The 26,434-nt window shown below is 68.5% G+C and carries 27 protein-coding genes and 1 tRNA gene; 5 read left to right on the top strand and 23 right to left on the bottom strand.

The genetic code is table 11. The annotated features are described in order from the left end of the window. Positions 1-39 precede the first annotated feature (39 nt). Positions 40-444, top strand: coding sequence for a YidH family protein (locus tag LF63_RS06140; protein WP_052394758.1), 405 nt, complete (start codon positions 40-42; stop codon positions 442-444). A gap of 9 nt (positions 445-453) precedes the next feature. Further along, positions 454-1,059, top strand: coding sequence for a glutathione S-transferase N-terminal domain-containing protein (locus tag LF63_RS06135; protein WP_043100368.1), 606 nt, complete (start codon positions 454-456; stop codon positions 1,057-1,059). Between the two features lie 21 nt (positions 1,060-1,080). Here LF63_RS06135 and LF63_RS06130 read toward each other — a convergent pair whose 3' ends face one another. The 11 genes from LF63_RS06130 to LF63_RS06080 all read right to left on the bottom strand — a co-directional run bounded on the left by LF63_RS06130 (position 1,081) and on the right by LF63_RS06080 (position 10,441). After that, complete coding sequence (locus LF63_RS06130) at positions 1,081-2,145, bottom strand: NAD(P)H-dependent flavin oxidoreductase (protein WP_043100365.1); 1,065 nt, start codon at positions 2,143-2,145, stop codon at positions 1,081-1,083. Positions 2,146-2,301: 156 nt separating this feature from the next. Then, a complete protein-coding gene (locus LF63_RS06125) occupies positions 2,302-2,859 on the bottom strand; it encodes a methyltransferase family protein (protein WP_043100364.1) in 558 nt (185 codons plus the stop codon). A gap of 88 nt (positions 2,860-2,947) precedes the next feature. Beyond that, positions 2,948-3,577: a bifunctional phosphoribosyl-AMP cyclohydrolase/phosphoribosyl-ATP diphosphatase HisIE gene (gene hisIE / locus LF63_RS06120; protein ID WP_043100362.1), complete on the bottom strand. Its 630-nt coding sequence runs from the start codon at positions 3,575-3,577 to the stop codon at positions 2,948-2,950. 112 nt (positions 3,578-3,689) lie between these two features. Then, positions 3,690-4,475 (bottom strand): imidazole glycerol phosphate synthase subunit HisF, encoded by a 786-nt coding sequence (gene hisF, locus LF63_RS06115; RefSeq protein WP_043100360.1) that lies wholly within the window; start codon positions 4,473-4,475, stop codon positions 3,690-3,692. Further along, on the bottom strand, positions 4,469-5,197 hold the full coding sequence (locus tag LF63_RS06110) for a 1-(5-phosphoribosyl)-5-[(5-phosphoribosylamino)methylideneamino]imidazole-4-carboxamide isomerase (protein ID WP_043100358.1): 729 nt from the start codon (positions 5,195-5,197) through the stop codon (positions 4,469-4,471). The genes hisF and LF63_RS06110 overlap by 7 nt, the downstream gene beginning before the upstream one ends. Then, entirely contained in the window at positions 5,194-5,787 is a 594-nt protein-coding gene (hisH, locus tag LF63_RS06105) for an imidazole glycerol phosphate synthase subunit HisH (protein WP_043100356.1), read from the bottom strand. The genes LF63_RS06110 and hisH overlap by 4 nt, the downstream gene beginning before the upstream one ends. Further along, positions 5,787-6,851 carry a bifunctional histidinol-phosphatase/imidazoleglycerol-phosphate dehydratase HisB gene (hisB, locus tag LF63_RS06100; RefSeq protein WP_043100354.1) on the bottom strand — a complete coding sequence of 355 codons (1,065 nt, stop codon included), beginning with the start codon at positions 6,849-6,851 and terminating at the stop codon, positions 5,787-5,789. The genes hisH and hisB overlap by 1 nt, the downstream gene beginning before the upstream one ends. Continuing rightward, the gene (gene hisC / locus LF63_RS06095; RefSeq protein ID WP_043100352.1) at positions 6,848-7,915 is read right to left on the bottom strand and encodes a histidinol-phosphate transaminase; all 1,068 of its coding nucleotides are present in this window, start codon (positions 7,913-7,915) and stop codon (positions 6,848-6,850) included. Before hisC ends, hisB begins: the two co-directional genes overlap by 4 nt. Next, positions 7,912-9,219, bottom strand: a complete 1,308-nt coding sequence (hisD, locus tag LF63_RS06090) for a histidinol dehydrogenase (protein WP_043100350.1) — start codon at positions 9,217-9,219, stop codon at positions 7,912-7,914. The genes hisC and hisD overlap by 4 nt, the downstream gene beginning before the upstream one ends. Beyond that, complete coding sequence (gene hisG, locus LF63_RS06085) at positions 9,216-10,106, bottom strand: ATP phosphoribosyltransferase (RefSeq protein ID WP_043100349.1); 891 nt, start codon at positions 10,104-10,106, stop codon at positions 9,216-9,218. The genes hisD and hisG overlap by 4 nt, the downstream gene beginning before the upstream one ends. After that, positions 10,103-10,441, bottom strand: coding sequence for a YerC/YecD family TrpR-related protein (locus tag LF63_RS06080; protein ID WP_043100347.1), 339 nt, complete (start codon positions 10,439-10,441; stop codon positions 10,103-10,105). Before LF63_RS06080 ends, hisG begins: the two co-directional genes overlap by 4 nt. A gap of 595 nt (positions 10,442-11,036) precedes the next feature. Between LF63_RS06080 and LF63_RS06075 the strand changes: the two genes are divergently transcribed. Continuing rightward, positions 11,037-12,164, top strand: a complete 1,128-nt coding sequence (locus LF63_RS06075) for an FUSC family protein (RefSeq protein ID WP_043100345.1) — start codon at positions 11,037-11,039, stop codon at positions 12,162-12,164. Between the two features lie 114 nt (positions 12,165-12,278). Here LF63_RS06075 and LF63_RS06070 read toward each other — a convergent pair whose 3' ends face one another. Together LF63_RS06070 and hisS are read right to left on the bottom strand one after the other, a co-directional pair. Next, positions 12,279-14,168: an HAL/PAL/TAL family ammonia-lyase gene (locus LF63_RS06070; protein WP_043100342.1), complete on the bottom strand. Its 1,890-nt coding sequence runs from the start codon at positions 14,166-14,168 to the stop codon at positions 12,279-12,281. Positions 14,169-14,190: 22 nt separating this feature from the next. Then, positions 14,191-15,576 carry a histidine--tRNA ligase gene (gene hisS / locus LF63_RS06065; RefSeq protein ID WP_043100340.1) on the bottom strand — a complete coding sequence of 462 codons (1,386 nt, stop codon included), beginning with the start codon at positions 15,574-15,576 and terminating at the stop codon, positions 14,191-14,193. A gap of 156 nt (positions 15,577-15,732) precedes the next feature. On the opposite strand from hisS, the gene LF63_RS06060 reads away from it, so the two are divergent. After that, a tRNA-Pro gene (locus LF63_RS06060) sits at positions 15,733-15,809 on the top strand. Between the two features lie 88 nt (positions 15,810-15,897). Here the strand turns inward: LF63_RS06060 and LF63_RS06055 are convergent. The 10 genes from LF63_RS06055 to LF63_RS06010 form a co-directional block, all read right to left on the bottom strand. Beyond that, positions 15,898-16,254 (bottom strand): PilZ domain-containing protein, encoded by a 357-nt coding sequence (locus tag LF63_RS06055; RefSeq protein ID WP_043100338.1) that lies wholly within the window; start codon positions 16,252-16,254, stop codon positions 15,898-15,900. A gap of 80 nt (positions 16,255-16,334) precedes the next feature. Further along, entirely contained in the window at positions 16,335-17,282 is a 948-nt protein-coding gene (locus LF63_RS06050) for a PIG-L deacetylase family protein (RefSeq protein WP_052394756.1), read from the bottom strand. A gap of 19 nt (positions 17,283-17,301) precedes the next feature. Further along, positions 17,302-18,237 (bottom strand): DNA polymerase III subunit delta', encoded by a 936-nt coding sequence (gene holB / locus LF63_RS06045; protein ID WP_043103290.1) that lies wholly within the window; start codon positions 18,235-18,237, stop codon positions 17,302-17,304. Continuing rightward, positions 18,237-18,872, bottom strand: coding sequence for a dTMP kinase (gene tmk / locus LF63_RS06040; RefSeq protein ID WP_043100335.1), 636 nt, complete (start codon positions 18,870-18,872; stop codon positions 18,237-18,239). Before tmk ends, holB begins: the two co-directional genes overlap by 1 nt. Beyond that, positions 18,869-19,915, bottom strand: coding sequence for an endolytic transglycosylase MltG (gene mltG / locus LF63_RS06035; RefSeq protein ID WP_043100334.1), 1,047 nt, complete (start codon positions 19,913-19,915; stop codon positions 18,869-18,871). The genes tmk and mltG overlap by 4 nt, the downstream gene beginning before the upstream one ends. Continuing rightward, a complete protein-coding gene (gene pabC / locus LF63_RS06030; RefSeq protein ID WP_043100332.1) occupies positions 19,912-20,730 on the bottom strand; it encodes an aminodeoxychorismate lyase in 819 nt (272 codons plus the stop codon). Before pabC ends, mltG begins: the two co-directional genes overlap by 4 nt. Continuing rightward, positions 20,727-22,109, bottom strand: a complete 1,383-nt coding sequence (locus tag LF63_RS06025) for an aminodeoxychorismate synthase component I (RefSeq protein WP_268746041.1) — start codon at positions 22,107-22,109, stop codon at positions 20,727-20,729. The genes pabC and LF63_RS06025 overlap by 4 nt, the downstream gene beginning before the upstream one ends. A 158-nt stretch (positions 22,110-22,267) precedes the next feature. After that, the gene (gene fabF / locus LF63_RS06020) at positions 22,268-23,506 is read right to left on the bottom strand and encodes a beta-ketoacyl-ACP synthase II (protein WP_043100330.1); all 1,239 of its coding nucleotides are present in this window, start codon (positions 23,504-23,506) and stop codon (positions 22,268-22,270) included. A 163-nt stretch (positions 23,507-23,669) separates the two neighbouring features. After that, the gene (acpP, locus tag LF63_RS06015; protein ID WP_043100328.1) at positions 23,670-23,909 is read right to left on the bottom strand and encodes an acyl carrier protein; all 240 of its coding nucleotides are present in this window, start codon (positions 23,907-23,909) and stop codon (positions 23,670-23,672) included. 181 nt (positions 23,910-24,090) lie between these two features. Next, positions 24,091-25,254: an acyl-CoA dehydrogenase family protein gene (locus LF63_RS06010; RefSeq protein ID WP_043100326.1), complete on the bottom strand. Its 1,164-nt coding sequence runs from the start codon at positions 25,252-25,254 to the stop codon at positions 24,091-24,093. A 205-nt stretch (positions 25,255-25,459) separates the two neighbouring features. Between LF63_RS06010 and LF63_RS06005 the strand changes: the two genes are divergently transcribed. Next, positions 25,460-26,386: an ArsR/SmtB family transcription factor gene (locus tag LF63_RS06005; RefSeq protein ID WP_043100325.1), complete on the top strand. Its 927-nt coding sequence runs from the start codon at positions 25,460-25,462 to the stop codon at positions 26,384-26,386. Positions 26,387-26,434 lie beyond the last annotated feature (48 nt).

Raw genomic sequence — 26,434 nt, 5'->3', positions numbered from 1 at the left:
GCCTACGGTAGATGGCATGTCCACGACACGGAACACGCGATGACCGACGAACACGAAGACACCTCGCTGGAACTGTCGCGCAAGCTGGTCGTGCTGTCCGCCGAGCGCACGTTGTCGTCGTGGATTCGCACCGCGCTGTCGCTGATGGCGCTGGGGTTCGTGATCGACCGCTTCGGCCTGATCCTTCACCGGCTGCCGTCCTCGGGCACGCACGCGCCACTGTATCCGCGCATGCTGTCGACCTGGGGCGGCTCGATCCTGGTCGGCATGGGCGTGCTGATGACGCTCGCCGCTGGCATCCGCTACCTGCATTTCGCCCGCGGCTACCGCCGCGAACACCGCACCGCGCTCGGTCCGAGCCTGCACATGGGCGCGCTGTTCGCGCTGCTGCTGGCCGCCTTCGGCACCGCGCTGATCGTGCTGCTAATCGCCGTCCTGCCCTGAGAACCCGCCATGAAACTGTATGTCAGCCTGACCTCGCCGTTCGCCCGCAAGGTGCGCGTCGGCGTCGCCGAGAAAGGCCTTGCCGAACGCATCGAGCAAATCGTTGTCGATCCGTGGAACGACGACGGCACCCTGACCGCCGCCAACCCGCTGTCGCAGGTGCCGGCGCTGCAACTGGACGACGGCCTGGCGCTGACCGACAGCAACACCATCCTCGGCTGGCTCGACCGTGCCTTCCCGCAACCGTCGCTGTGGCCGCACGACCCGCAGGCACGCACGCACGCCGAAGCCATCGCCGCCCTGGCGCAGACGCTGCTCGAATACACCGTGTTCCTGGTGATCGAAGGCCGCCGCCCGGCGGAAACGCGCAGTGCGCCGCTGATCGAACGTCGCACCCAGGGCATCCTGCGCGGCGTCGCGGCCCTGGAAACGCGTTTCCACGCCAGCACCGGTCACTTCCACGCCGACAGCATCGGCGTAGCCTGCGCCCTGGCCTACCTGGACTTCCGCCAGCCGCAACTCGACTGGCGCGCGCAGGCGCCGAAACTCGCCGAATGGTCCGCCTGGGCCGCGCGGCGTGCTTCGATGCGCGACACCGCGCCGCCGCCGGCCTGACCCATATCGACCGACGCGACCTCAGGCCTGACGCCACTCCGCCACCAACCGCTCGACCAGCGCGCCGGCCGGCATCGCTCGCGACGCGGCCGCACCTTCGCCGGCCCAGCGCACCGCAAAATCGTCGCGGCCCCGCGCATGGGCGGCGGCATGGAGCTGCTTGGTGGCGTCGTACGTCAGCGGATAGTCCGGCACCGGCGGGCTGTCTGCCGCCTCGGCATGCGTCACCAGGCGATTGACGAAACCGCGCGCGGGACGCCCGGAAAGCACCGAAGTCATCCTCGTCTGCCCTGCATGCGCTTCGCCGAGCGCCTGGCGATAGCCTGCATCCGCCGCCGACTCCGGGCACCCCACAAATGCCGTGCCCAGCTGCACGCCGGACGCGCCGAGATCGAACATGGCGCGCATGGCGCGTCCGTCCATGATGCCGCCCGCCGCGATCACCGGCAGAGCCAGCTCGCGCACAAGCAGGCGAACCAGCTCGGCCGTCGACTGCCGCCGGTCCAGCGCCCGGGGATCGAACACGCCGCGATGCCCACCCGCCTCGAACCCCTGCGCGACCACCGCATCGATGCCGGCGCGCTCGATCCGGCGCGCCTCGTCGATATCGGTCGCCGTCGCCAGCGTGCGTACGCCGGCCTCGCGCAGCGCCTGCACAAACGCGGTCTCGGGCAAGCCGAAATGGAAACTGACCACGGCCGGACGCTGTTCGAGCAGCATGTGCTGCACTTCTGGAGACTGCAGAAACGACGGATAGATTTCCTGCAGCCCCGACGGCGGCTCCGCGCCCACCTCGGCATAGAGATCGGCCAGATGCGCCAGCCAGGCACGCTCCTGGGCCGGATCGCGTCGCGCCGGCGCATGGCAGAACACGTTGACGTTGAAGGGCCGCGCGGTGAGCGCGCGAGTCGCCTCGATCTGCGCCCGCGCCTTCGCACAGCTGCTGGCGCCGATACCCAGCGCACCGAGTGCACCGGCCTCGCTCACGGCCGCTGCCAACGGCGGCGTCGACACCCCAGCCATCGGCGCCTGAAGAATGGGGTGTTCGATCCCCAGCATGCGCGTCACGCGCTCGTAGGCAGGCATCGTCTCTCCTTGCCGGATATTCCGTGCGTCGTGTCCGTGCGGCATGCGCGAACACGCAACGATCGTCGACGCATTCTAGCGCGTGGCTGGACGCACGCATGGCGACTCACACCGAACCGGCACCGCGGCATCAACCACGCCGCGCGCCCATCGCGTTCAGAACAGGAACGGCACCAATGCACGCGTGCGGCGACGGTAGTCGCGATAGGCGTCGCCGAACGTCTCGATCATCCAGCGTTCCTCCAGGCGGATCTTGTAGAGGAAACCCGCCAGCACGATCGCCACGGCGACCAGGCCGCGCCACTGGTCCATCGCCAGGGCGCTGCCGAGGAACGCGAACAGGACACCCGTGTAGATCGGATGGCGCACGAATCGGTAAGGGCCGCTGCGGACCAATTCATGGTCGGCCTTGACCTGCACCGAGGCGCTCCAGTTGCGGCCGATGTACAGGCGCGCCCACACGGCGAACGCCAGCCCGGCCCAGGTCAGGCCGAGACCGATGGCGAAGAAGGGAGGCCGGTAGGTCACGACCTCGCCTTCCAGCACATGGCCGGGAAGATGGTGCGCGGTCATCAGCACGGCCGCGACGATCAGCGGCAACGTATGCACGGACCAGGTGCCGGCGCTCTCGCGCCGCTGCGTACGCTTGGACCAGGCCCAAAGCAGCAGCCAGATCAGCAACCACGCCATCCAGGAAAGACTGAAAGGATTCATCACGCGACTCCGGGCATTGACGCGTCGAGTGTGCGCCGCGCAGCGGTCCGCGCCCAGTGACGCCTGTCACCCAGCGCGCGTGAGGTCTTCAGTCGGCATGCCGCTCGCGCAAGCGCGCCGCCACGTCGGCCAGTCCAAGATTCCGCGCGCGCAGCAGCACCAGCAAGTGATAGAGGAGATCCGCGCCCTCGCCGAGCAATGCGTCGTCATCCTCGGCCACGGCCGCCAGCGCGGTTTCGACGCCCTCTTCGCCGACCTTCTGCGCGATGCGGCGAATGCCGGCGTCGAACAGACGCGTGGTGTAGCTGTGCTCCGGCAGTTCCGCATGACGACGCATCACCAGGGCGTCGAGCTGGCCGAGGAACGCGAGTTCGGGTGCGCTGCCGTCGCCGAAGCAGCTGTCGGTGCCGAGGTGGCAGGTTGGTCCGTGCGGGACCGCGCGCACCAGCAGCGTGTCGCGGTCGCAATCGGCCTCGATGGCCTTCAGGTCGAGCACGTTGCCGGAGCTCTCGCCCTTGGTCCACAGACGCTGTTTGCTGCGGCTGTAGAACGTCACGCGGCCGCTTTGCAAGGTGGCGTCGAGGGCTTCGCGGTTCATGTAGCCAAGCATCAGCACGCGGCCGTCGCGCCAGTGCTGGACGATGACCGGCAGCAGGCCGTCGCCCTTGTCCCAGTCCAGGCGCGACGGATCGAAGGAAATGGATGCGGCGTGTTTCATGGCGTCCACCAGGCTGTGACGTTGAGTGAAGTGTAAACGGGCCGCGCGTCACGGCCATCCTGCTTTGGTTCGATGTGCGAATCTGCCGCATGCGGCGCTTGCCGCACGGCGTTCAATCCGCGGACCGCGTTTCGCGCACCGGCACGCCATGTTCCGCCAGTTGGCGCTTGAGGTCGGGAATCGCGATGTCGCCGGCATGGAACACGCTGGCCGCCAGCGCCGCATCGACGCCCGCCTCGCGGAACACGTCGACGAAGTGACGCACCGCGCCCGCGCCGCCCGACGCCACTAGCGGCACCGTGCAGATCTCACGCACGCTGGCCAGTTGTTCGAGGTCGTAGCCATCGCGCACGCCGTCGCTGCCCATGCAGTTCAGCACGATCTCGCCCGCGCCGCGCTGTTGCGCCTCGCGCACCCAGTCCAGCGTGTCGCGAGCCAGCGCGCGGGTACGGTCGGGATCGCCGCTGTACTGGCGCACGCGCCAGCGACCGTCCTCGTCGCGCAGGCTGTCGATGCCGACCACCACGCACTGCACGCCGAACGCCTGCGACAGCTCATCGATCAGCGTCGGCCGTTCCAGCGCCGGCGAGTTCACCGACACCTTGTCGGCGCCGGCGTAGAGCACTTCGCGTGCATCCTCCACGCTGCGGATGCCGCCGGCCACGCAAAACGGGATGTCCAGCACGCGCGCCACGCGTTCGACCCAGTCGCGGTCCACGCGGCGGCCCTCGGGACTGGCGGTGATGTCGTAGAACACCAGCTCGTCGGCACCGGCGTCGCGGTAGCGCAGCGCCAGCTCGACGATGCCGCCCATCACCACGTGATCGCGGAAACGCACGCCTTTGACGACCTTGCCCTCGCGCACGTCGAGGCAGGGAATGATGCGCCGCGTCAGCACGACAACGCCTCGCCCAGGGTGAAACGCCCTTCCAGCAGCGCACGCCCGAGCACGATGCCGGCCGCGCCCGCGTCGCGCGCCGCGCGCACGTCGTCGAGCGCGCGCGCACCGCCGGAAACCTGCACCTGCAATGCCGGCGCAATGTCCCGAAGATGGCGCAGCAGCGAAAGATTCGGACCGGACATCGTGCCGTCGCGGTCGATGTCCGTGCACAGCAGATGCCGCGCGCCGGCGGCGGCGAAATGCGGCGCCAGCTCGTCGAGCGTGGCGTCCTCGTCCTGCTCCCAGCCGGCGCTGGGCAGGCACCATTCGCCATCGCGCCAGCGCGTGTCCAGCGCCAGCGTCAGGCGCTCGCTGCCGAAGCGGTCCAGCCAGTCGATGACGCGCTGCGGATCGCGCACCGCCACGCTGCCGACCACCACGCGCTCGACGCCGGCATCGAACAGGCGACGCACGTCGTCCTCACCGCGCACGCCGCCGCCGGCCTGCACCTTCAGGCCCGAATGCGCCAGCGCGGTCAGCGTCGTCAGATTCACCGGCTGCCCACTGCGCGCGCCGTCCAGGTCGACCACGTGCAGCCACTCGGCACCGGCCCCGGCGTATTCGTGCGCCAGTTGCAGCGGCTCGATGGCGTAATTCTTCTGCCGCGCGTAGTCGCCCTGATACAGCCGCACCACGCGGCCTTCGCGAAGATCGATGGCGGGATAGACCGTGAAATTCATAGCGAAAGAAAGTTCTCCAGCAGACGCGCGCCGACGTTCGCCGAGCGCTCGGGATGGAATTGCATGCCGCAGAAGTTGTCCTTGCGGACCACCGCCGCGAACGGTGCGCCGTGTTCGCTGGACGCCAGCACGTGCGGTCCCGGCGCGGCCGCATAGCTGTGCACGAAATAGGCGAAGTCGCCATCGTTGACGCCACGCAGCAGCGGATCGTCGCGCTCGATGCACAGACGGTTCCAGCCCATGTGCGGCACGCGCAAGCCGGTCTCGCGCGGGAAGTGACGCACCTCGCCCGGCACCACGCCGAGACACGCGGTATCGCCCTCCTCGGAATGCGCGAACAGCAGTTGCATGCCCAGGCAGACGCCGAGCACGGGCTGTTCGAGTTCGCGGATCAGGCGATCCAGACCGTTCGCGCGCAGCCGCGCCATGCCCGGACCGGCCGCGCCGACGCCCGGCAGGATCACGTGACTGGCCGCGCGGATGCGCGCCGGATCGTCGCTCATCGCCGCGTCCACGCCCAGGCGCTGCAGCGCGTAGCGGACTGAGCCGATGTTGGTGCCGCCGGCGTCGATCAGGACCACATCGGCCATCACAGCGCTCCCTTGGTGCTGGGCAGCGCATCGCCTTCGCGGCGCAGCGCCTGGCGCAGCGTGCGCGCCACGGCCTTGAAGCAGCCTTCGACCATATGGTGCGCGTTCTCGCCGCGCACGCTCAGATGCAGGTTCGCGCCCAGGGTCTCGCACAGCGAACGGAAGAAGTGCGGCACCATCTCGGTCGACAGTTCACCGACCCGCTCGCGCGGGAAGTCTCCGTCGAACTCGAACCATGGCCGACCGGACAGATCCAGCGCGGCGCTGGCCAGGGTCTCGTCCATCGGCAGCGTGAAACCGTAGCGGCCGATGCCGCGTTTGTCGCCCAGCGCCGTGCGCAGCGCCTGCCCCAGCGCCAGCGCGCTGTCTTCGACGGTGTGGTGTTCGTCGACATGCAGATCGCCCTCGCAAGTCAGCGTCAGGGCGAAGCCGCCGTGCTTGCCAATCTGTTCGAGCATGTGGTCGAAGTAGCCGATGCCGGTGGCGATCCTCGGCTCGGCGGCCTCGTCCAGGTCGACGCGCACGCGAATGCGGGTCTCGCGCGTGTTGCGCGTCACCTCCGCGATCCGCGGCGCATCGCACAACGCATGCGCGACCGCCATCCAGCCGATGCCCTCGGGACCGACGCGGAAGCCCTGTACGCCGAGGTTGACGGCGAACTGCAGGTCGGTCTCGCGATCGCCGACCATCGCCGAGGCGGCGCGACTCCAGCCATCGTCGGCCAGGTAGTGACGCATCATGCCGGTGCCCGGCTTGCGCGTGTCCAGCCCGTCCTGCGGGAAGCTGCGGTCGATCAGGACCTCGTGGAAACGGATGCCCTGCGAAGCCAGCAGACGCAGCAGCAGATCGTGCGGACCGTCGAAATCGGCCTGCGGGAAACTCGCCGTGCCGAGTCCGTCCTGGTTGGTGACCATGACCAGCTCGTAGCCCGCCGCCACGCAGCGCCGCAGAGCCGGAATCACGTCGGGCAGCAGCGCCAGTTTCTCGAAGCGGTCGATCTGCTCGTCGGCCGGCTCCTCGATCAGGCAGCCGTCGCGATCGACGAAGAGAATCTTGCGGCTCATGCGGCCTCCGCGCAGCGATGGAGGACGTCCAGCAGCCGGGCGTTTTCTTCCGGCGTGCCGATGGAAAACCGCAGGCAACCGGCCAGACCCGGATAGCGACCGACGTCGCGCACCACGATACCCTGCGCCAGCAGCGCGCGGTACACGCCGGGCGCATCGTCCAGGGACACGGTGAGGAAATTCGCACGCGACGGGTACACCGCGCGCACGCCGGGCACCGTCGGCAGGATCGCCGCCAGGCGCTCGCGTTCGGCGACGATGGTGGCGACGCGTTCGCCCGTCTGTCGCTGGGCGGTTTCGTCCAGCGCCGCCAGCGCCGCCTGCACACATGGCGTCGGCAGCGGATACGGCGGCATGATCCGGCGCAGCAGCGCGATCACGTCGGCATCGGCCAGCAGCGCGCCGATGCGCGCGCCGGCCAGCGCCCAGGCTTTCGACAGCGTGCGCAGCACGCCGAGATTGGCATGCTGGCCGAGCAAGGTCGCCGCGCTCTCGGCCTCGGCGAATTCGATGTAGGCCTCGTCGACGATGACCAGCGCGCGACCGTCCAGCGCAGACGCCAGCCGTGCGATGTCCGCCTGCGGCACCAGGCCGCCCGTCGGGTTGTTCGGCGAACACACGAACAGCAGCTTCACCGCCGGCGACAGTCCAGCCAGCACGGCGTCGACGTCGAGCCCGAAGTCCGCGTCCAGCGGCAGCGTCTCCACCGCCGCGCCCTGCACACCGGCGCAGACCGCGTACATGCCGAACGTCGGCGGACTGACCGCGATGGCGTCCACGCCCGGCCGACAGAACGCGCGCACCAGCAGGTCGATGGCTTCGTCGCTGCCGCGGCCGATCAGCATCTGCTCCGGACGCACGCCGTACACGGCCGCCATGCGCTCGCGCAACGCCGCGGGTTGCGGGTCGGGATAGCGATTCAGGCCCTGACCGTCGTCGCCCACCGGCGGCCACGGCGATTCGTTGGCGTTGAGCATGATGGCCGCGCCCTGCGCCTCCATCCGCGCCGAGGAATACGGCGTCAGCGCGCGCACTTCCGGTCGCGCCAGATCGAGCACGTTCATGCCGTCGCCTCCAGTGCCGCCAGACGCAGCCGCACCGCCTGCGCGTGGGCCTCCAGACCTTCGGCCTCGGCCAGCGTCACCGCGCACGCGCCGATGCCGCGCAGGCCGTCGCCGGACAGCTCCTGCACCGTGATCTGCTTCTGGAAGCTGGCCACCGACACGCCGCTCCAGGCGCGCGCGTGGCCGTAGGTCGGCAGCACGTGATTGGTGCCGCTGCAGTAGTCGCCGACCGATTCCGGCGACCACGCGCCGAGGAAGATCGAACCGGCGCTGTCGATCTGCGCGAGCAGTGCGCGCGGGTCGGCGACATTGAGAATGAGGTGTTCCGGTGCGTAGGCGTTGCTGACCTCGACCGCCTGCGCCAGCGAGGCGACGCGGATCACGCGACTGGCGGACAGCGCCTTCCGCGCGGTATCCGCGCGCGGCAGCCGCGCTACCTGGCGCTCGACCTCGGCCACCACGGCGTCGGCCTGTTCGCGCGCGTCGGTCAGCAGCAACACCTGCGAATCCGGCCCGTGTTCGGCCTGCGACAGCAGGTCCGCCGCGACGAAACACGGATCGGCGTCGGCGTCGGCGATCACCAGCACTTCGGACGGACCGGCCGGCATGTCGATCGCCGGACCGCCGGGCACGGCGCTGACCTGCTGCTTGGCTTCGGTCACCCAGCCGTTGCCGGGGCCAAACAGTTTGTCGCAACGCGGCACGCTCTCGGTACCCAGCGCCATCGCGGCGATCGCCTGCGCGCCGCCGAGACGGAACACGCGTTCGATGCCGCACAACCGCGCCGCGTACAGCACCGCCAGATCGACGCTGCCGTCCGCGCGCGGCGGCGTGCACAGCACGACCTCGCGGCAACCGGCCAACTGCGCCGGCACGCCCAGCATCAATGCCGTCGAAGGTAGCGGCGCCGTGCCGGCCGGCACGTACAAGCCGACCCGCGTCACCGGCCGCAGCACGCGCTCGCAAACCACGCCGGGAGCCGTCTCGACACGCACCGGCTGCGGTGCGGCAGCGCGGTGAAAGGCTTCGATACGCGCACGCGCATCGGCAATGGCCTTTTTCAGTGCCACGTCGAGCGACGCTTCCGCGACATCGAATGCCTCGCCCGGCACCGCCAGGGCATCGAGTTCGCAGCCGTCCAGCTGCGCCGTCCATCGCTTCAGCGCTGCATCGCCCTCTTGCGCGACCTGCGCGATGATCCGCGCCACGGCCTGCGCGCGTTCGGCGTTCTGCGCCTGGGCCGGACGTTGCAGCAAGGCGTTGCGGGTCTCCGCATCCAGCGCATTCCAGTCGACGATATTCATGCCAGCATCATCTCCACCGGCAACACCAGCATGCCCTGCGCGCCGGCGCGCTTCATCGCTTCCAGATCCTGCCAGCTGACGTTACCGCTGCACACGCACTGCAAGGCGATGTCGTCCGGGCGACCCTCGATGGTTGTCACCGTCGGCAGCGGTCGCCCCGGCAACAGGTCCACGATGGCGGCCAGCGCGGCGCGCGGCGCCTTCAGCATCAGCAGGCGCGATTCGCGCACGTTCAGCACGCCGTCCAGACGGCGCAGCAGCAGTTCGATCAGGTCGCCGCGCTCGTCGCGCGGCATCTCCGCGGCGCCGGCCAGCACCGCCTCGCTCTGCATGATGACGGCGGTCTCGCGCAGCTGGTTGGCGGCCAGCGTCGCGCCGCTGGAAACCAGATCGCAGATCAGGTCGGCCGTGCCCAGACGCGGCGCAATCTCGACCGAACCGGACAGCGTGACGATCTGTGCATCGACTTCGTTGCGCCGCAGCCAGTCGGCCAACTGGTTCGGATAGGTGGTGGCGATACGCTTGCCGGCCAGCTGCTGCGGTCCCGTCCACGCCTCGTCCTGCGGCAGCGCGATGGACAGGCGGCAGCCGCCGAAACCGAGCGCGCGCAGTTCGCGATACGGCATCTCGCCCGGCGTCGCCAGCGCGGCCTCGTCGAGCACGTTGCGGCCGACCACGCCGAGGTCGCACACGCCGTCGGCGATCAGACCGGGGATGTCGTCGTCGCGGACCAGCAGCAGATCCACGGCCATGTTCTCGCCGAAGCAGAACAGTTTGTCGCGGCTGCTGCGGAACTTCAGCCCGCAACGGCTCAGCAATTCACGGGACGGGTCGCCCAGGCGACCGGATTTCTGCACGGCGATGCGCAGTCGATCTCGCGGCATCATGCGCGGACTCCTTCGGAAGATGGGGCAGCCTTGGCGCTGCGTGCCGAGGCCGCGGCGAGATAACCGCCGTTGCCCTGGTTGATGAAACGCGCGACGCGGCCGATGGTGGTGATGCTCACCGCCGTGCGCTCGTGGATGTCGCGATAGGTGCGTCCTTCCAGCACCAGCGGCACCACGCTCCAGCGGTCGGTCAGCGCCTCCAGCTCGGCCGGCGTGCACAGGTCGCGCAGGAAGGCGCGCATCTCCTCCACCGTCTCCAGCGACAGCAGCGCCTTGCACAGGCCAGTCTCGACCTTCTTGCGCGACAGCTTCGGTTCCAGGTTGCGACGTTTCATAATGTATTAACGCGTTAGTATATTGTGTTGCGTGCATTCTAGGGACGACCGTTCGACGACGCAAGCGCCTGTCTGAACGAGGTCGCATGACACGTTCATCCACAGCGCGTGTGGACAGCGGTGTACAGGCCTGTGGACAAGTGGACCGACACGCTTTGCGAACAGACACCTACACCTCACTGCTCAATCCATAACCAGCGGCAACCGGAAAAACGCGAGGCCACGCGATGCTCCCGCCGACCTCGATGCAGGCGCATCGATCCCTTCATCCACAGGCGATGTGAACAACGCGGTATAAGGCTGTGGACAAGTCGAACGATGCGCTTTGCGAACAGGCACATGCACCGCGCTGATCAAATCGTGGTCAGCAGAACGCGCGATCCGCATGTCTGTGATCAGCGTGCATGTGCGTAAAAATGAAGGAGACGCCATGCGTTCATCCACAGGCGATGTGGACAGCGCTGTACAGGGTTGTGGACAAGTGCGACGACGTGCTTTGCGAACAAGCACATGCACCTCGCTGCGCACTTCGTGACCAGTCACGGGGACGCGTTGCTCGGCTACACTCGGGACTCTCTTCACTGACCGCCCACGCATGCGCCGCCACCGGTCGACCGCCGCCCTCACCCGCACGTTCGGTCTGCTCGCCGCCGAATTGCGGACCTTGCACTGGCGCGGTCCTCGCGCACTGCTGGCGGCGCAGACCGTAGCCTCGGTGCTGCTCGCGGTCTCGCTCGCCGACCTGTTCCGCCTGACCGACCGCTGGTGGGTCGCGATCAGCGCCTACGTGGTGATGCGCGCCGACTGGTCGACCTCCTGGCGGCGCGGCGTGCAGCGCATGGCGGGTACGATCGGCGGCGCGGTCGCCTGCCTGTTACTGGCCTACGGCACCCGTGGGTCGACGACCGGCTTCGTGCTTCTGCTCGCGCTGATCGCCGGCGTCGGCGTCTACATGGCGCTGGGAAGCACGCGTAGCTACGGCTGGCTGCTCGCCACGATCACGGCCTGCCTGATCCTGGCCGAGGCAAACACGCAGCACGCGCTCTGGCACATTGCACTGCTGCGCGTAGCCGACGTCGCCGTCGGCACGACGGCCTGCATCCTGATCGCCGGTCTGGTGCATCTGCTGCGCCCGCACTGGCATCTTCCCCTGCTGGACGCGGAACGCGACGAGCCCTCGCCAGCCGATCCACACACACCGCAGGCACGGCGGCGACGAGCCTGGCAGGCGCTGCCGGCGGCATGCAGCGTCGGCATCCTGGCAACGGCGCATGCGCTGTATCCGATGCCGGCCTTCCCGCAGATGCTGGTGACCGTCGTGGTGCTGCCGATGATTCCGCTGCGTACACTGCTGCAACGCGACTTCGGCGAAGCGGCGGTCGGGTTGCGCATGGCCAATCGCCTGTTGGGCTGCCTGCTCGCCGCCCTGCTCGCCCTCGCGCTGCTGCCCTGGGCGGGCGGTCATCCGGTGCTATTCCTGCCAGCGCTGGCCGTCGGCGTGTGGCTGGCTTCGCATATCCACAGCGGACACGAGGACACGCGCTACATCGGTCTGCAGTTCGGCATCGCGTTCCTAATGGTGTTCGTGCAGGACCACGCCTGGACCGGCGAACTGCGCCCCGCACTGATGCGCCTGGCCGGCATTCTCGGCGGCGTGCTGATGCTCGCCGTGCTGCGACTGGCGCTAGCCCGGGCGCGCCGTTCATGGCTGGCGCGTCGTTGAGCCGCTTGTCCACAGCGCTTGTGCGCAGCTCTGGGAAAAGCCTGTGGACAACCGCATTTTTCCCTTTGCGATCAGGACGCCGCAGCACCCTGCGCAAGGTTTGACCAGGCGCGATCAGTCCAGCAGTTCACCCGATGCGACCAAGTCGCACACGCGCTGCACATCGCCATCCATCGGACGGTCGCTGCGCAGGAAATCGATCTTGCCGCGCAGCCGTTGCAGCACGCGCCGCACCGCCACGCCGGCATGGAACTCGCCGGCTTCGGCCAGTGCCTTCATCAGGCCGCGCACTTCCTCGACGAACTGCGCATGCTGCGGATGCCCTTCGCGCGGCGCACCGGCAATCTTGGCCGCCAGCAAGGTCCAGTCGCCCTGCCCGGCCAGTTCGCGCGCGGCGTTGAGCATGTCCTGGCGGTATTCCAGTGCCTGCGCCGCGGTGTACAGCTCCAGCGCCAGCGCGTGACCGAGGTCCTCGGTCATCTCCAGCACGTGGCGCGCCTCGTTGGCGCCCATCGACACGTGGTCCTCGGCATTGGCGCTGGTCGGCACCGAATACACCGACGCTGGATGCGCGCGCGTGGCCAGGTCGTTGACCAGGGCGGCGGCGGTGTATTGCACGATCATGAAGCCGGAATCGGTGGCGTCCTCGTTGCCGGTCAGGAACGCCGGCAGGCCGTCGTTGTTGGCCGGGTCGACCAGCTTGTTGAGACGTCGTTCGGAAATCGACGCCAGCACCGGAATCGCCGCCTTCACGTAGCTCATGGCCAGCGCCAGCGGCATGCCGTGGAAGTGACCGGCGGAAATCACCTGGTCCTCGATGTAGCGCGGGTTCTCCGCGTCCGGGAACACCAGCGGATTGTCGGTGACGGCGTTCAATTCGACATCGATCACGCGGCAGGCCTGCGCCACCGCGTCACGCACCGCGCCGTGCACCTGCGGGATGCAGCGCAGGCAATAAGCGTCCTGCGGCTGATGCTTCTTGCCGCCCTTGAACGGCAGGAAGCGGCTGTAGAAGGCCTCGCGGCCGTGACGCTGGTTGGCCGGCACCCAGTCCCAGCACAGGTCGAAGCGATGCGCCTGCGCTTGCGGCGTGTTCCACGCCTCGACTGTCCACGGACGGAACTTCGGCACCAGATGATAGGGGATGTCGACCAGGGTCGACTCGGCCAGCAGCGCGCGCAGGCGCTGCGCGGTCTCGACCTGGCCGGGATGCGGACGCAGCGCGTGTACTTCCTCGCGCAGCGCGCCGCTGCGGCCGGCGAAAGCATCCAGCGACATCGCGGCGGCGACGTCGGCGGTTTCCAGCAGCTGTTGCATCTTCTGCAGCGCCAGCACCGCGGTGGCCAGCATCTGCGTGGTGCCGTTGTTCAACGCCAGACCTTCCTTGAAGGACAGGCGGATCGGTTCCAGCCCGGCCTTCGCCAGCGCCTCGGCGCCGGGCATGCGCTCGCCGTCGACGAAGGCCTCGCCGCCGCCCAGCAGCACGATAGCCAGATGCGACAGCGGCGCCAGATCGCCGGACGCGCCGACCGAACCCTTCTGCGGGATCACTGGAATCACGCCACGGTTGAGCAATGCCGCCAGCGCCTGCAGCGTCTGCACGCGAATGCCCGAATGCCCGCGCATCAGCGTGTTGATGCGGATCACCAGCATCGCCCGCACCACCTCGACCGCGAACGGCGCGCCCACGCACACCGCGTGGGTGACGATGAGGTTGTGCTGCAGCTCCTCCATCAGCGTGCCTTCCGGCGCATCGGGATGGCCGCCGGGCAGCTCGTCGCGGGCGCGGTGCGCGCCCAGCAGACGGTCGGCGTTGCTGCCGAAACCCGTGGTGACGCCGTAGATCGGCTCGCCGCAATCGACCTTCTCGGCGAGAAAGTCGGCAGTGCGCTGCACGCGCTGCAACTGGGTCTCGTCGAGGGTGACGCCCGCGCCCGCCGCGACCTGCGCGACCTGCGCGCGGGTCAGGCTGAGGCCGTCGAGATGAATCGTGTTCGCGCTCATGTCCGCACTCCGTCGCCGACGCTCAGTCGCGCGCCACCGGCATCACCGCCGCCTGCTCCAGCTCCACGCGCAGAGCCTTGATCAGCTCCTCGCGCTTGACCTCGAACTGGTCGTTGCGGCGCATGTCCTTGACCGTGACCGTACCCTTGGCCAGCTCCTCGTCGCCCAGCACCAGCACGAAGCGGATGCCGGCGCGGTCGGCGTACTTGAACTGCTTGCCGAGCTTGCCGCCTTCCATCACCGTCTCGGTGGCGATGCCGCCAGCGCGCAGCTCATTGGCCAGCGCCAGGTAGTCGGCCAGATGCGCCTCGTCCATCTGCGTGACCAGCGCCTGCACCGTGCTGTCGGCGGTGGCGATCAGACCGGCCTCGCGCAGTTGCCAGAACAGGCGCGTGGCGCCGATGGAGATGCCCACGCCGGGCAGGTGCGACTTGGTGTACTGACCGGCCAGGTTGTCGTAACGGCCGCCGGAGCAGATCGAACCGATCTCCGGATGCTCGTCCAGCGTGGTCTCGTAGACCATGCCGGTGTAGTAGTCGAGACCGCGCGCGATCGACAGGTTCAGCGCGAAACGGTTCTCCGGCACGCCGAGATCGCGCACCATGGTCAGCACCTGCTTCAGCTCGTCGCGGCCCTGCTCGAAGGTGTCGCTGCCCGCACCCAGCGCGTCCAGCTTGTCGACGGCATCGGCCAGCGACGTCGAACGAACCTGCACGAACTGCAGGATCTTCGCGACCACGTCCTCGGCCAGACCGAAGCCTTCGCCGGTCAGGGTCGCGCGCACGGCGTCGGCGCCGCGCTTGTCCAGCTTGTCGACCTCGCGTAGCACCAGCATCTGCTGTTCGCCGTCGGCGATGCCCAGCCCCTCGAAGAAGCCGCGCATCAGCTTGCGGTGATTGAGCTGGATGGTGAACGGACCGATCGCCAGCTCGCGGAACACGCTGTGGATGACGGCCGGAATCTCGGCGTCGTAGCGGGTCGAGAGGTGATCCTTGCCGATCACGTCGATGTCGCACTGGTAGAACTCGCGGAAGCGGCCGCGCTGGGCGCGCTCGCCACGGTACACGCGCTGGATCTGGTAGCGGCGGAACGGGAAGCTCAGCTCGCGTTCGTGCTCGGCGACGTAGCGCGCCAGCGGCACGGTGAGATCGAAGCGCAACGCCAGCTCCGGCTGACCGTCTTTTTCCAGTGCGCCCGTGGATTGCACGAAGTAGACCTGGCGCTCGGTCTCGCCGCCGGACTTGGTCAGCAGCACCTGACTGAATTCCATCACCGGCGTCTCGATGGGCAGGAAGCCGAAGAGCCGATAGTTGCGGGCGATGACGTCCAGCATGCGCTGGAAGGCGATCTGTTCGCGCGGCAGCAATTCGAGCACGCCGGGCATGGTTCGGGCCTGGGTCTGCGCCATGGGTTCCTCTTCACGGAATGACGACGGTGGAATCGGGCCCGTAGGGCCTCGCTGCAAGCCGCTTAGCGTAGCAGAGTCCGCGGCCGGATTCGGTACCGGGCCTGCACGAGAGTGTTGCCAGTTCGATTCGGTGTCGTTATCATGCGCGGCTCCCGTCGGGGTGTAGCTCAGCCTGGTAGAGCGCTACGTTCGGGACGTAGAAGTCGCAGGTTCAAATCCTGTCTCCCCGACCAATCGATTGCACACGAAAAAGCCCGGCTTCGCGCCGGGCTTTTTCGTGTGCGGACGTTTCGTGCGCGGACGTCGCTTCCGTGCGAAACCTTACATGGTCTGCGTGGCGCGATCGGCGCTGAGCATGCCGCCGAGGATCGATTCGATCTTGGTGCGCGCGGTCTCGCCGTCGGCGCTGTCGTTGAACTGGATGCCGATGCCGGCCGTGCGGTTGCCCTGCGCGCCGACCGGGGTGATCCAGACCACCTTGCCGGCCACCGACAGGCGCTCGTTGATCTCGGCCAGGCTGAGCAGCAGCACCACCTCGTCGCCGAGATCGTAGCGCTGCGCCGTGGGCACGAACAGGCCGCCGCCCTTCAGGAACGGCATGTAGGCGTTGTACAACGCCCCGCGATCCTTGATCTTCAGCGACAGGATGCCCTGCCGCGCTGCGCCTGCCACACTCATGGACTGTCTCCGGTTGCGCGACAAGCTTCTGTCATCGCCGCGCCGGGGTCAACTGCGCCGGCGGCGGCGCATGCGCCGGATCACACCAGCGGTGCCCAGCCCCAGCGGTCGAAGATCCACAGCCCGCGACGCGCGGTGTCCAGCCGCGCATAGACCGGTCCGTGCCCGCATGCAGCGTCCGGAAGCCGCAGCGTCCAGCCCTGCGCGGCCTGCGTCAGCGGCGCATCGGCCCACGACCAGCGGCGCGCGCCGCCGTCCCAGACCACGGTCAGACGCAGACGTGAACGTCCGACGCGGGGCAACGACCAGGGCAGACGCACGCTCGGGGGCGGTGCGACGGGTCGGTCGCAACGGTGAAAATGTTCCTCTGACGACGCGAATGCCAGCATGCGGCCTCGGCTGAGCGCGGTCTGGCTGGCGTGTTCCAGAATCGCCTCGCGCTTGCGCGCCTGCGTGGCCGCATCCAACTCGACGCGGATCGCCGCGGCCGGATCGCTGCGACCGTGAAGCACGTAGTCCAGACACAGCGGCGTCAGACCGGCCCGATGCAGCGCCAATTGCAGCAGCACGTGAGCCGCGCCGTGGTCGGGATGACGATCGGCCAGCCCGGGCAACAGCAGCACGTCCGGACGCAGTGCGCGCAGTCGCTCCGTCAACAAAGCCAGTGCCGCACCCTGCGGGTCGGCCGCACGCTCGCCGATGCCGAGGTCGGGCCAGCCCCAGCGCTCGACGACCGCATCGGACAAGCCGAGTCTGGCCAGCCCCGCGCGCGATTCACCGCAGCGGCGCGCGCCCCAGCGGGCGCGTGCGGCGGCGTCGATGCGCAGACGCCGCTCCAGGCAGCGTTGCGGCCAGGGATTGTTCTCGCCGTCGCTGAGCTGCCAGATGTGAAGCCTGGCACCGGATCGCGCGGCCAGTGGCAGAAGACCGCCGGCGGCCAGCACCTCGTCGTCCGGATGCGGCGCGATCAGCAGCCAGATCGTGTCCGGGCGCAGGCAGGCGTCGAGGTCCGGGCAAGACGTGACCATCGCGACGTGGCGACCGGAATCAGCGCCAGGCGCCGAGCAGTTCCAGCAGCAGCAGATCCTTGCGCAACGGGCCGCGTAGGGCGTCGCGCGCGCGATTGGCGCGGGCGTACCAGTCGGCCAGCTCCGTCGTGCTCAGCTGCGAACCGAGCGGCGTGCGTGCGCCGGTCGCGCGATGGCGCAACTCGTCCACGGCCGCCTGCGCCGCGAACCACAGCCGCTGCTCCGGTGCATCGTCCATCCAGCGCGCCGCCAACGTGCCGGCTTCGCCGCGCCCTTCGGCCAGCGCGCGCAGATCGGCGCGCACCTGCTTGCGCTGCGCCAGCGCATCTTGCTCGGCCCAGCGCTGCGCCAGGCCTGGGTTGCCGCCGGCGGCTTCCAGCGCGGCAGCCGCATCCTGAACGCCCTTCCGCTGCAACCAGGCCAACGCGGCCTCGGTCTCGGGCAGACGGAATTCCGTGCGCTGGCAACGGCTGCGGATCGTGGCGGGCAAGCGCCAGGGTTCGTCGGCCACCAGGATCAGCACGCTGGACGCGCTGGGTTCCTCCAGCGTCTTCAGCAGGGCGTTGGCGGCGGCGGCGTTCATGGCGTCCGCCGGATCGATGCAGGCGACCTGCCAGCCGCCGAACTGGCTGGCCTTGCTCAGACGCTCGGACAGCGTGCGAATCTGGCGCACCACGATGTCCCGGCGTGGCGTGCCGTCGGGACGCTCCTCCAGCGACACCGCGATGCGGTCGGGATGCGTGCCGGCGTCCAGCAGCAGACAGGCGCGGCAGCTGCCGCAGGCGTCGCCGTCGACCGGCTGCGTGCACAGCAGCGCACGCTGCAGACGCTCGCTGAAGGCGCGCTTATCCAGGCCGGACGGCCCACTCAGCAGCAGCGCATGCGGCAGGGCCTTGCGCTGTCGCCGCTGCAGTAGGCGCTGCCACGGCTCGGCATGCCAGGGCGGCGCGTCGATCATGCCTTGCTCCCAGCCAGCAGCGGCTCCAACGCCGCCATGGCGTCTGCGAGCACCTGCTGCGGCGATTGCGTGGCGTCGATCACGCGGAAGCGCTGCGGCTGCTCGGCCGCGCGCTGCAGGTAGGCTGCGCGGATGCGCTCGAAGAAACCGTCGCCTTCGCGTTCGATGCGGTCGCTGTCCTCGCCGCGGCCGGCGGCGCGCGCGCGACCGGTGTCGACAGGAATATCGAGCAAAAGCGTCAGATCGGGCTGCAGGCCGTCGGCGGCCCAACGCTCCAGGTCGGCGATGCGTTCGCGCGGCTGACCGCGCCCGCCGCCCTGGTAGGCATAGCTGGCATCGGTAAAGCGGTCGCAGACCACCCACTGCCCCGCCGTCAGCGCCGGACGGATGGATTCGCGCACCAGTTGCGCGCGCGCGGCAAACATCAGCAGCAATTCGGATTCGGCGCACATGCCGCGCAGCGCCGGATCGAGCACCAGCGCGCGCACGCCCTCGCCCAGCGCGGTGCCGCCCGGCTCGCGCGTGAACAGCGGCTCGATGCCGCGTTCGGCCAGATACGCGCGCAGCCCCTGCAGCAGAGTGCTCTTGCCGGCGCCCTCGCCGCCTTCCAGCGTGATCAGGCGACCGCTCACGGCTTGCCTCCCGGGCAACGCTTGAGCTGGTAGCAGCGCACCGCACGGTCGTGCTGCGCCAGCGTGTCCGAGAAAGCGTGCGAGCCGTCGCCCTTGGCCACGAAGTACAGCGCCTCGCCGTCGGCCGGATGCAGCGCGGCCTCGATGGCCGGCTTGCCCGGCAGCGCGATCGGCGTCGGCGGCAGGCCCGGGTGCACGTAGGTGTTGTACGGCGTGTCGGTTTCCAGATCGCGCTTGCGGATGTTGCCGTGGTAGGCGTCACCCATGCCGTAGATGACGGTGGGATCGGTCTGCAGCAGCATGCCGCGACGCAGGCGACGCACGAACACGCCGGCGATGCGCGGCCGCTCGTCGGCGCGGCCGGTCTCCTTCTCCACGATGGAGGCCAGGATCAGCGCCTGGTACGGCGTCTTCAGCGGCAGGTTTTCGGCGCGGCTGGCCCAGGCCTGCTTCAGCAGCGTGTTCATGTCGCGGTAGGCGCGTTTGAGAATGTCCAGATCGCTGTCGCCGCGCACGAAGGCGTAGGTCTCGGGCAGGAAGCGGCCTTCGGGCTTCTCGTCGCCGGCGCCGACGCGCTGCATGATCTGCGCATCGGTCATCGACGCGGTCTCGTGCTTGAGCACCGGCGCCTGGTCGAGCGCCTGACGCAACTCGTGGAAATTCCAGCCGTCGACGATGGTGAAGCGGTGCTGCACCACCCGCGCGTTGGCCATGTCCTCCAGCAGCTGACGCGGCGTCATGCCCGGACGCAGGGCGTATTCGCCGGCATGCAGGTCACGGGTCACGTGCATACGCTCGGCCAGCATGCGCCAGAACCAGTGCGGCGCGGCGCTGAGCTTGCGCGCCTGCAGCTCATCGACGATGCGATTGAAGCCCGCGCCGCGCGGAATCACGATGCTGGGTTCGTCCTTGCGGATCGCCATCGACGCATCGGCGAAACGATTGACCTCGTTCCACACCACGCCGGCCGCCGCCACCGCGCCGACCACCAGCACGATGAACAGAATCCAGAGCTTGGTGCCGCCACGCATGCGCCGCCTCATGCGCGCAGCTCCAGCAGACGGTCGACATGCGCCTGCATGGCGCGCGTGTCGTCGCCCACCGGCAGACGGCGCCCGGCCAGGTCGCCCACCGGCAGAATGCCGCGCACGCTGGAACTCAGAAACACTTCTTCGGCTTGCATCAACGCTCCCATCTCGATCGTTCCGATCCGGCATCGCGGCCACTGCGCCAGCACCTCGGCACGCGCCACGCCGGCCACGCCGCAGGTCTCGACGGACGGCGTGATCCAGTCACCGTCGATGCGCGCGAACAGATTGGCCGCGGTCGCGCAGACCACCGCTCCGTCCATGCTGCGCATCAGTCCCTCGACGATGTCCGGATCGCGCCACTCGGCCCGCGCCAGCACCTGCTCCAGCCGGTTCAGATGCTTGAGTCCGGCCAGCGCCGGCTGCACGGCCAGACGCGTATCGCAGAAGCGTACCCGGATTCCGGCATCGCTCCAATGCGCGGGGCGCAACGGAGCCGGCGCAGCCGTGACAATGCGCGTGCAGCGCGGCGTCTCGGGCGGCAGATAACCGCGCTCGCCGCCGCCGCGCGTCAAGGTGATGCGCACCACGCTGGGACCATAAGCCTGCGTCAGCGCGGCCACGTCCTCTCGTAGCGCCTCGGTATCGGGCGACGGCATGCCGAGACGCTCGCAGCCGTGGGCGAGACGCTGCATGTGCCGCGCCCACAGCGGCGCTCGTCCGTCGATCACGCGCACGGTCTCGAACAGGCCGTCGCCGTAACGCAGTCCGCGGTCGTCGGCAGGCACCTGCTGCGTTTCGCGGCCGTCGATCAGGCAGCGCAGGCTCATGCGTCCACGCCCAGCGCGCGCAGCAGACCGCGCGCCTTGTGCCGCGTCTCTTCCAGCTCGGCCTCGGCTTGCGAGTCGACCACGATGCCGGCGCCGGCGCGCAGTTCGATGCGCCGATCGAACAGGCTCAGGGTGCGGATCAGGATGTTCAAGTCCATGTCGCCGTTGCGGTCCAGATAGCCCATCGCGCCGGTGTAGGCGCCGCGGCCGACGCCCTCCAGTTCGGCGATGATCTCCATGCAGCGCACCTTCGGGCAACCGGTGATGGTGCCGCCCGGAAACGTGGCCGCGATCACCTGCCCCGGCGTGACGCCCTCGCGCAGACGGCCGCGCACGTTGGACACAATGTGATGCACGTGCGCGTAGCTTTCCACCGTCATCAGCTCGTCGACCTCGACGCTGCCCGGCGCGCACACGCGGCCGAGGTCGTTGCGTTCCAGATCGATCAGCATGATGTGCTCGGCGCGCTCCTTGGGATGCCCGACCAGCTCGTCGATGCGCGCGCGCTCGTCGTCGCCGGCGAAGCGCGGCCGCGTGCCGGCGATGGGCCGGGTCTGCACCGCCGCGCCGCGCACCTCGACCAAACGCTCGGGCGAGGAACTGGCGACCGCCCAGTCGGCGTCCTGCCACAGCCCGGCAAACGGCGCGGGATTGGCTGCGCGCAGGGTCGCGTAGACCTGCGCCGGCGTCACCGGCACCTGCGGATGCGCCTGCCAGCGCCGCGACAGGTTGACCTGGAACACATCGCCACTGCGCAGGTAATCGTGCACGCGGGCGACGCCGTCCAGAAAGCGCGCCGGCGCATCTTCGTCCACCGACGCGTGCCATGCCTCGGCAGGCACGGTCGCGGTCGCCTGAAGATCGGCTTCCAGCACTTGCAGCAAGGCGCCATGCCCGGCCTCGGCGACCAGCAGCGTGCGCTGCCGCTGATGATCGACGAGGATCGCGGCCGGCGTGCGCAGCGCCACCGCGACCGGCTGCGGACCGGAGGCCGGCGGCAGCTGCAGGCGCGGTTCGATCTGTCCGATCAGCTCGTAGGCCAGCATCAAGGCCCAGCCGCCGTGGAACGGCAGTCCGTCGTCGCCGCGCGGCGTGCGCGCGTCGCGCCAGGCCGCATCCAGCGCATCGAGAAAGTCGCCGTCGAACGCGTCGCCGTCGATCCGCGTGGCGCCTTCGGCATCCAGCACCAGGTGCGACTGCGGAAACGCCAGCAGCAGATCCCAGCGCGCCTGCGCCGGGCCGTGCGCGACACTTTCCAGCAGGCACGGATAGCGCGCGGGCATCGCCGCGGCCAGCGGCAGCAGGTCGCGCACACCCGGGACCTCGCGCACCTGGAAGGCGGACGTTGGAGTGAGCATGGCATCGGGCATGACGTGCATGGCGTTCGGGCGTGTGCGCAGGTCCGCAAGCGTAACGCAGCCGTACCCCGCGAGGCGTGAACGGCTGCGTCGGGCAAAAAAAACCGCTCGTCCGTGCGTAACGGGCGAGCGGTTGCGATCGCGCCGGATCGCCGCTAGGACGACCCGGCTTGTCGGCCTCAGGCGCGCTTGAACACCAGCGAACCGTTGGTGCCGCCGAACCCGAACGAGTTCGACACCACCACGTCGACCTTGGCCTCGCGTGCGGTGTGCGGCACGAAGTCCAGGTCGCAGCCCTCGCCCGGATTGTCCAGGTTGATGGTCGGCGGAATGATGTTGTCGCGCAGCGCCAGCACCGAGAAGATGGCCTCGACGCCGCCGGCCGCGCCCAGCAGATGGCCGGTCATCGACTTGGTCGAGCTCATCATCAGCTTGTAGGCGTGATCGCCGAACACCGACTTGGCGGCCATCACTTCGGCCAGATCGCCCTGTGGCGTGGAGGTGCCGTGGGCGTTGATGTACTCGACCTGCTCCGGGTTCAGACCGGCATCGTCGATGGCGTGCTTCATGCAGCGCGCCGCGCCTTCGCCGCCTTCGCTCGGGGCGGTCATGTGGTAGGCGTCGCCGCTCATGCCGAAACCGACCAGCTCGCAGTAGATGTTCGCGCCACGCGCCTTGGCCGCTTCGTACTCTTCCAGCATCAGCACGCCGGAACCGTCGGCCAGCACAAAGCCATCACGGCCGGCATCCCACGGACGGCTGGCGCCGTGCGGATCGTCGTTGCGCGTGGACATCGCGCGCGCCGAGCAGAAGCCGCCCACGGCCGTGCCGGTGGTGGCGAACTCGGCGCCGCCGGCCAGCATCGCGTCGGCTTCGCCGTACTGGATCATGCGCATGGCCAGGCCGATGTTGTGCGTGGCCGTGGTGCATGCCGTGACGCAGGCGATGTTCGGCCCCTTCAGGCCCAGCATGATCGACAGCTGGCCGGAAACCATGTTGATGATCGAGCTGGGCACGAAGAACGGCGAGATCTTGCGCACGCCGCGCTCGTGGAAGTCGATCGAGGTACGCTCGATGGTGTGCAGGCCGCCGATGCCGGCGCCCACGGCCGCACCGATGCGATCGGAGTTGGCCTCGCTCACCTCGAAGCCAGAATCCTTCAGCGCCTGGATGCCCGCTGCCACGCCGTAGTGGATGAACGGGTCCATCTTCTTGATGTCCTTGGGCGCGATGTACTGCGCAGGATCGAAGTCGCGGACCTCGCCCGAGATGCGGGTGGGAAACGTGCTGGCATCGAAATGGGTGATGTCGCCGATGCCGCTGTTGCCGGCGGTGATGTTGGCCCAGGAGGTGGCCACGTCGTTGCCGACGGGACTGACCATACCCAGACCGGTAACTACCACGCGTCGCTTGCTCATGCTTGTCTTCCGTCGTTAGCTGCTCGGCTCAGAACCATACGCCGAAGAACGTTACCGGATGCGCAAACGCAAACTGCGCCGTGTGGCGCAGTTTGTGTCTGTGTTTCGGCTCGATGCTGGGCCGCGCGCGATGGTGTTGCGCGACGGGCCCGGCCCGGCTGCATCAGGACTTGACGTGCGCCTGGATGTAGTCGACCGCCTGCTGCACCGTGGTGATCTTCTCGGCTTCCTCGTCGGGAATTTCCGTCTCGAACTCTTCCTCGAGCGCCATGACAAGCTCGACGGTGTCCAGGGAATCGGCACCCAGGTCGTCCACGAACGACGCGTTCGAGGTGACCTCGTCTTCCTTCACGCCAAGCTGTTCAACAACGATCTTCTTGACGCGCTCTTCAATGGTGCTCATGTGTACTTGCCTCCCGAGGGAATGAATCCGGCGCATTGTAGTGGCAAAGATCAATGCTCGCCAGCATGTCCGGACTTTAACGAAACCCGTCGTTACGACGGTGATGGACGAAAGTGGGTATTGTCGCGCAAAACGCCGCCGCTGGCGACTGCCTTACCATGCGGCGGCGTACGATCGCGGATCAGCGCAGACCGGTCTCGTTGCGAGCGATGACCATGCGCTGGATTTCGCTGGTGCCTTCGTAGATCTCGGTGATCTTGGCATCGCGGAAATAGCGCTCCAGCGGCATCTCCTTGGAGTAACCCATGCCGCCGTGGATCTGGATCGCCTGATGGGTAATCCACATCGCCGTTTCCGACGCCACCAGCTTGGCCATCGAGGCCTCGTTGCCGAAACGGCCGCCGGTCTTGGCGACTTCCTGCTTGGTCCACGCCGCGCGCAGCGTCAGCAGCATGGCCGCATCGAGCTTGCACTTCATGTCGGCGATCTTGGACTGCGTCATCTGGAACGCGCCGATGGGCTGACCGAACGCCTTGCGCTCGCGCGACCAGTCCAGCGTGGCTTCGTACGCGGCGCGGGCGATGCCCAGCGCCTGCGAGGCGATGCCGATGCGGCCGGCATCCAGCACGCCCATGGCGATCTTGAAGCCCTGGCCTTCCTCGCCGAGCAGATTCTCGACCGGACACTTGTAATCGACGAACTCGATCTCGCAGGTGGCCGAGGCGCGGATACCCAGCTTCGGCTCGGTCTTGCCGCGATGGAAGCCTTCCTTCTCGGTATCGATGATGAACGCGCTCACGCCCTTGGCGCCGATGCCCGGCTTGGTGATGGCGAACAGCACGATGTACTTGGCCACCGGGCCGGAGGTGATCCAGCTCTTCTTGCCGTTGATGACGAAGTGCGTGCCGTCCTCGCTCTTCACCGCGCGCGTGTGCATGTTGGACGCATCCGAACCCGACTGCGGCTCGGTCAGCGCATAGGCGCCAATGGCCTCGCCGGTGGCGATGGCCTTCACATAGGTCTGCTTCTGCGCCTCGGTGCCATGGGTGAGGATGCCGTTGCAGAACAGCGAATTGTTCACCGACATGATGGTCGAATGCGCGGCGTCGGCCGCGGCGACCTCGATCATGGCCAGCACGTAGGAGATCGGGTCCATGCCCGCGCCGCCGTACTCGCTGGGCACCTCGATGCCCATCAGGCCCATCTGCCCCATCTCGCGGATGTTATCCAGCGGAAACTCGCCGGAGGCGTCGAACTGGGCCGCCACCGGCGCGATGCGCTTCTGCGCGAACTCGCGGGCGATGGACTGAATCGAAAGCTGGTCGTCGTTGAAACTGAAATCCATGGATCCTCCTGCGTCGCCCGGGGGCGGCGTGGTGTGGCGGGGAAAACGTTGGCGCGTCGGTCCGACCAAAGGACTGCGCCGCAGCAGAACATTATACCGCGTCCGCCGCCATGCTTGCCTGCGCAAAGGTTTGCCGGGTTGACGCCCCGGCGAGGGCCGCATACGCTTACATTATCTTTGCATCGCGATATAAGGATGTAACACCATGGACCTGTCCACGGCGTCGAGTTTGCTGCGCCTGCTGGCCGACCCCACGCGGGTACGCCTGCTGGCCCTGCTCGAACGCGAGGAACTGACGGTCGCCGAGTTGGCTGCCGTGCTGCAATTGGCGCAGCCGCGCGTGTCCACGCACCTGGCCAAGCTGAAGGAAGCCGGCCTGGTGCGCGACCGCCGCGCCGGCGTGTCGGCCTATTATCGCGCAAGCACCGAATTCGATGCCGGCGAGCAGGCGTTGCTCGGCGCGCTGCGCGAAGGCGTGGACGACGCCCTGCTCGACACCGACGCCCGCAATCTTCCCGTGGTGCTGGCCCAGCGCGCCCGCGAACAGGGCTGGGCCGACACGGTGGCCGGCGACATGGAGCGCCACTACTCGCCGGGCCGCACCTGGGAAACCCTGGCCCGCGCCCTGCTGCAGTTGCTGGAGACCGGCGACGTGCTCGACATCGCCTCCGGCGATGGCGTCACCGCCGAACTGCTGGCCCCACACGCACGCTCGATCGTCTGCATCGACGCCAGCGAACGCGTCACCGCCGCCGCGCGCAAGCGCCTGAAGCCGTTCGCCAACGTCGAGGTGCGTCACGGCGACATGCACGATCTCGGCATGCACGAACAAGTCGACCTGGTCCTGATGCTGCACGCGCTGACCTACGCCGAGCGTCCGGCCATCGCCGTCGCCGAAGCCGCCAAGGCGCTGCGTCCGGGTGGCCGCCTGCTTGCGGTCACCCTCGCCCGCCACGGCCACGAGGCCGCGGTCGATCCGTTCGGACATCGGAACATGGGCTTCAAGCGCGAGGAGCTGAGCAAGTTCGCGACCCGCGCTGGACTGGATGTCGTGCAGTGCGAACGCATCTCGCGCGAGCGCAAACCACCCTATTTTGAAGTGCTGTGCCTGCTGGCGCGCAAGCCGAGCTGAGCCACCGCCATGCCGCACGTGCCCCTAACCTCCGTCATCCCGGCGCAA

The sequence above is a fragment of the Oleiagrimonas soli genome, assembly GCF_000761445.1.
GTDB lineage: Bacteria > Pseudomonadota > Gammaproteobacteria > Xanthomonadales > Rhodanobacteraceae > Oleiagrimonas > Oleiagrimonas soli.
The sequence above is the reverse complement of the archived record's forward strand: the minus strand, read 5'-3'. Positions and strand labels throughout refer to the sequence as shown.

Coding starts and splice junctions, on each gene's coding strand:
- hisB (WP_043100354.1), bottom strand. CDS start 6,851: ATGAGCCGCAAGATTCTCTTCGTCGATCGCGACGGCTGCCTGATCGAG.
- mltG (WP_043100334.1), bottom strand. CDS start 19,915: ATGAGGCGGCGCATGCGTGGCGGCACCAAGCTCTGGATTCTGTTCATC.
- hisH (WP_043100356.1), bottom strand. CDS start 5,787: ATGGCCGATGTGGTCCTGATCGACGCCGGCGGCACCAACATCGGCTCA.
- hisD (WP_043100350.1), bottom strand. CDS start 9,219: ATGAATATCGTCGACTGGAATGCGCTGGATGCGGAGACCCGCAACGCC.
- hisC (WP_043100352.1), bottom strand. CDS start 7,915: ATGAACGTGCTCGATCTGGCGCGACCGGAAGTGCGCGCGCTGACGCCG.
- LF63_RS06055 (WP_043100338.1), bottom strand. CDS start 16,254: ATGAGTGTGGCAGGCGCAGCGCGGCAGGGCATCCTGTCGCTGAAGATC.
- LF63_RS06130 (WP_043100365.1), bottom strand. CDS start 2,145: ATGCCTGCCTACGAGCGCGTGACGCGCATGCTGGGGATCGAACACCCC.
- LF63_RS06050 (WP_052394756.1), bottom strand. CDS start 17,282: ATGGTCACGTCTTGCCCGGACCTCGACGCCTGCCTGCGCCCGGACACG.
- pabC (WP_043100332.1), bottom strand. CDS start 20,730: ATGAGCCTGCGCTGCCTGATCGACGGCCGCGAAACGCAGCAGGTGCCT.
- LF63_RS06110 (WP_043100358.1), bottom strand. CDS start 5,197: ATGAATTTCACGGTCTATCCCGCCATCGATCTTCGCGAAGGCCGCGTG.
- acpP (WP_043100328.1), bottom strand. CDS start 23,909: ATGAGCACCATTGAAGAGCGCGTCAAGAAGATCGTTGTTGAACAGCTT.
- LF63_RS06135 (WP_043100368.1), top strand. CDS start 454: ATGAAACTGTATGTCAGCCTGACCTCGCCGTTCGCCCGCAAGGTGCGC.
- LF63_RS06070 (WP_043100342.1), bottom strand. CDS start 14,168: ATGAGCGCGAACACGATTCATCTCGACGGCCTCAGCCTGACCCGCGCG.
- LF63_RS06025 (WP_268746041.1), bottom strand. CDS start 22,109: ATGCACGTCATGCCCGATGCCATGCTCACTCCAACGTCCGCCTTCCAG.
- hisG (WP_043100349.1), bottom strand. CDS start 10,106: ATGATGCCGCGAGATCGACTGCGCATCGCCGTGCAGAAATCCGGTCGC.
- LF63_RS06010 (WP_043100326.1), bottom strand. CDS start 25,254: ATGGATTTCAGTTTCAACGACGACCAGCTTTCGATTCAGTCCATCGCC.
- LF63_RS06080 (WP_043100347.1), bottom strand. CDS start 10,441: ATGAAACGTCGCAACCTGGAACCGAAGCTGTCGCGCAAGAAGGTCGAG.
- fabF (WP_043100330.1), bottom strand. CDS start 23,506: ATGAGCAAGCGACGCGTGGTAGTTACCGGTCTGGGTATGGTCAGTCCC.
- hisS (WP_043100340.1), bottom strand. CDS start 15,576: ATGGCGCAGACCCAGGCCCGAACCATGCCCGGCGTGCTCGAATTGCTG.
- LF63_RS06140 (WP_052394758.1), top strand. CDS start 40: ATGACCGACGAACACGAAGACACCTCGCTGGAACTGTCGCGCAAGCTG.
- LF63_RS06075 (WP_043100345.1), top strand. CDS start 11,037: ATGCGCCGCCACCGGTCGACCGCCGCCCTCACCCGCACGTTCGGTCTG.
- hisIE (WP_043100362.1), bottom strand. CDS start 3,577: ATGAAACACGCCGCATCCATTTCCTTCGATCCGTCGCGCCTGGACTGG.
- LF63_RS06005 (WP_043100325.1), top strand. CDS start 25,460: ATGGACCTGTCCACGGCGTCGAGTTTGCTGCGCCTGCTGGCCGACCCC.
- LF63_RS06125 (WP_043100364.1), bottom strand. CDS start 2,859: ATGAATCCTTTCAGTCTTTCCTGGATGGCGTGGTTGCTGATCTGGCTG.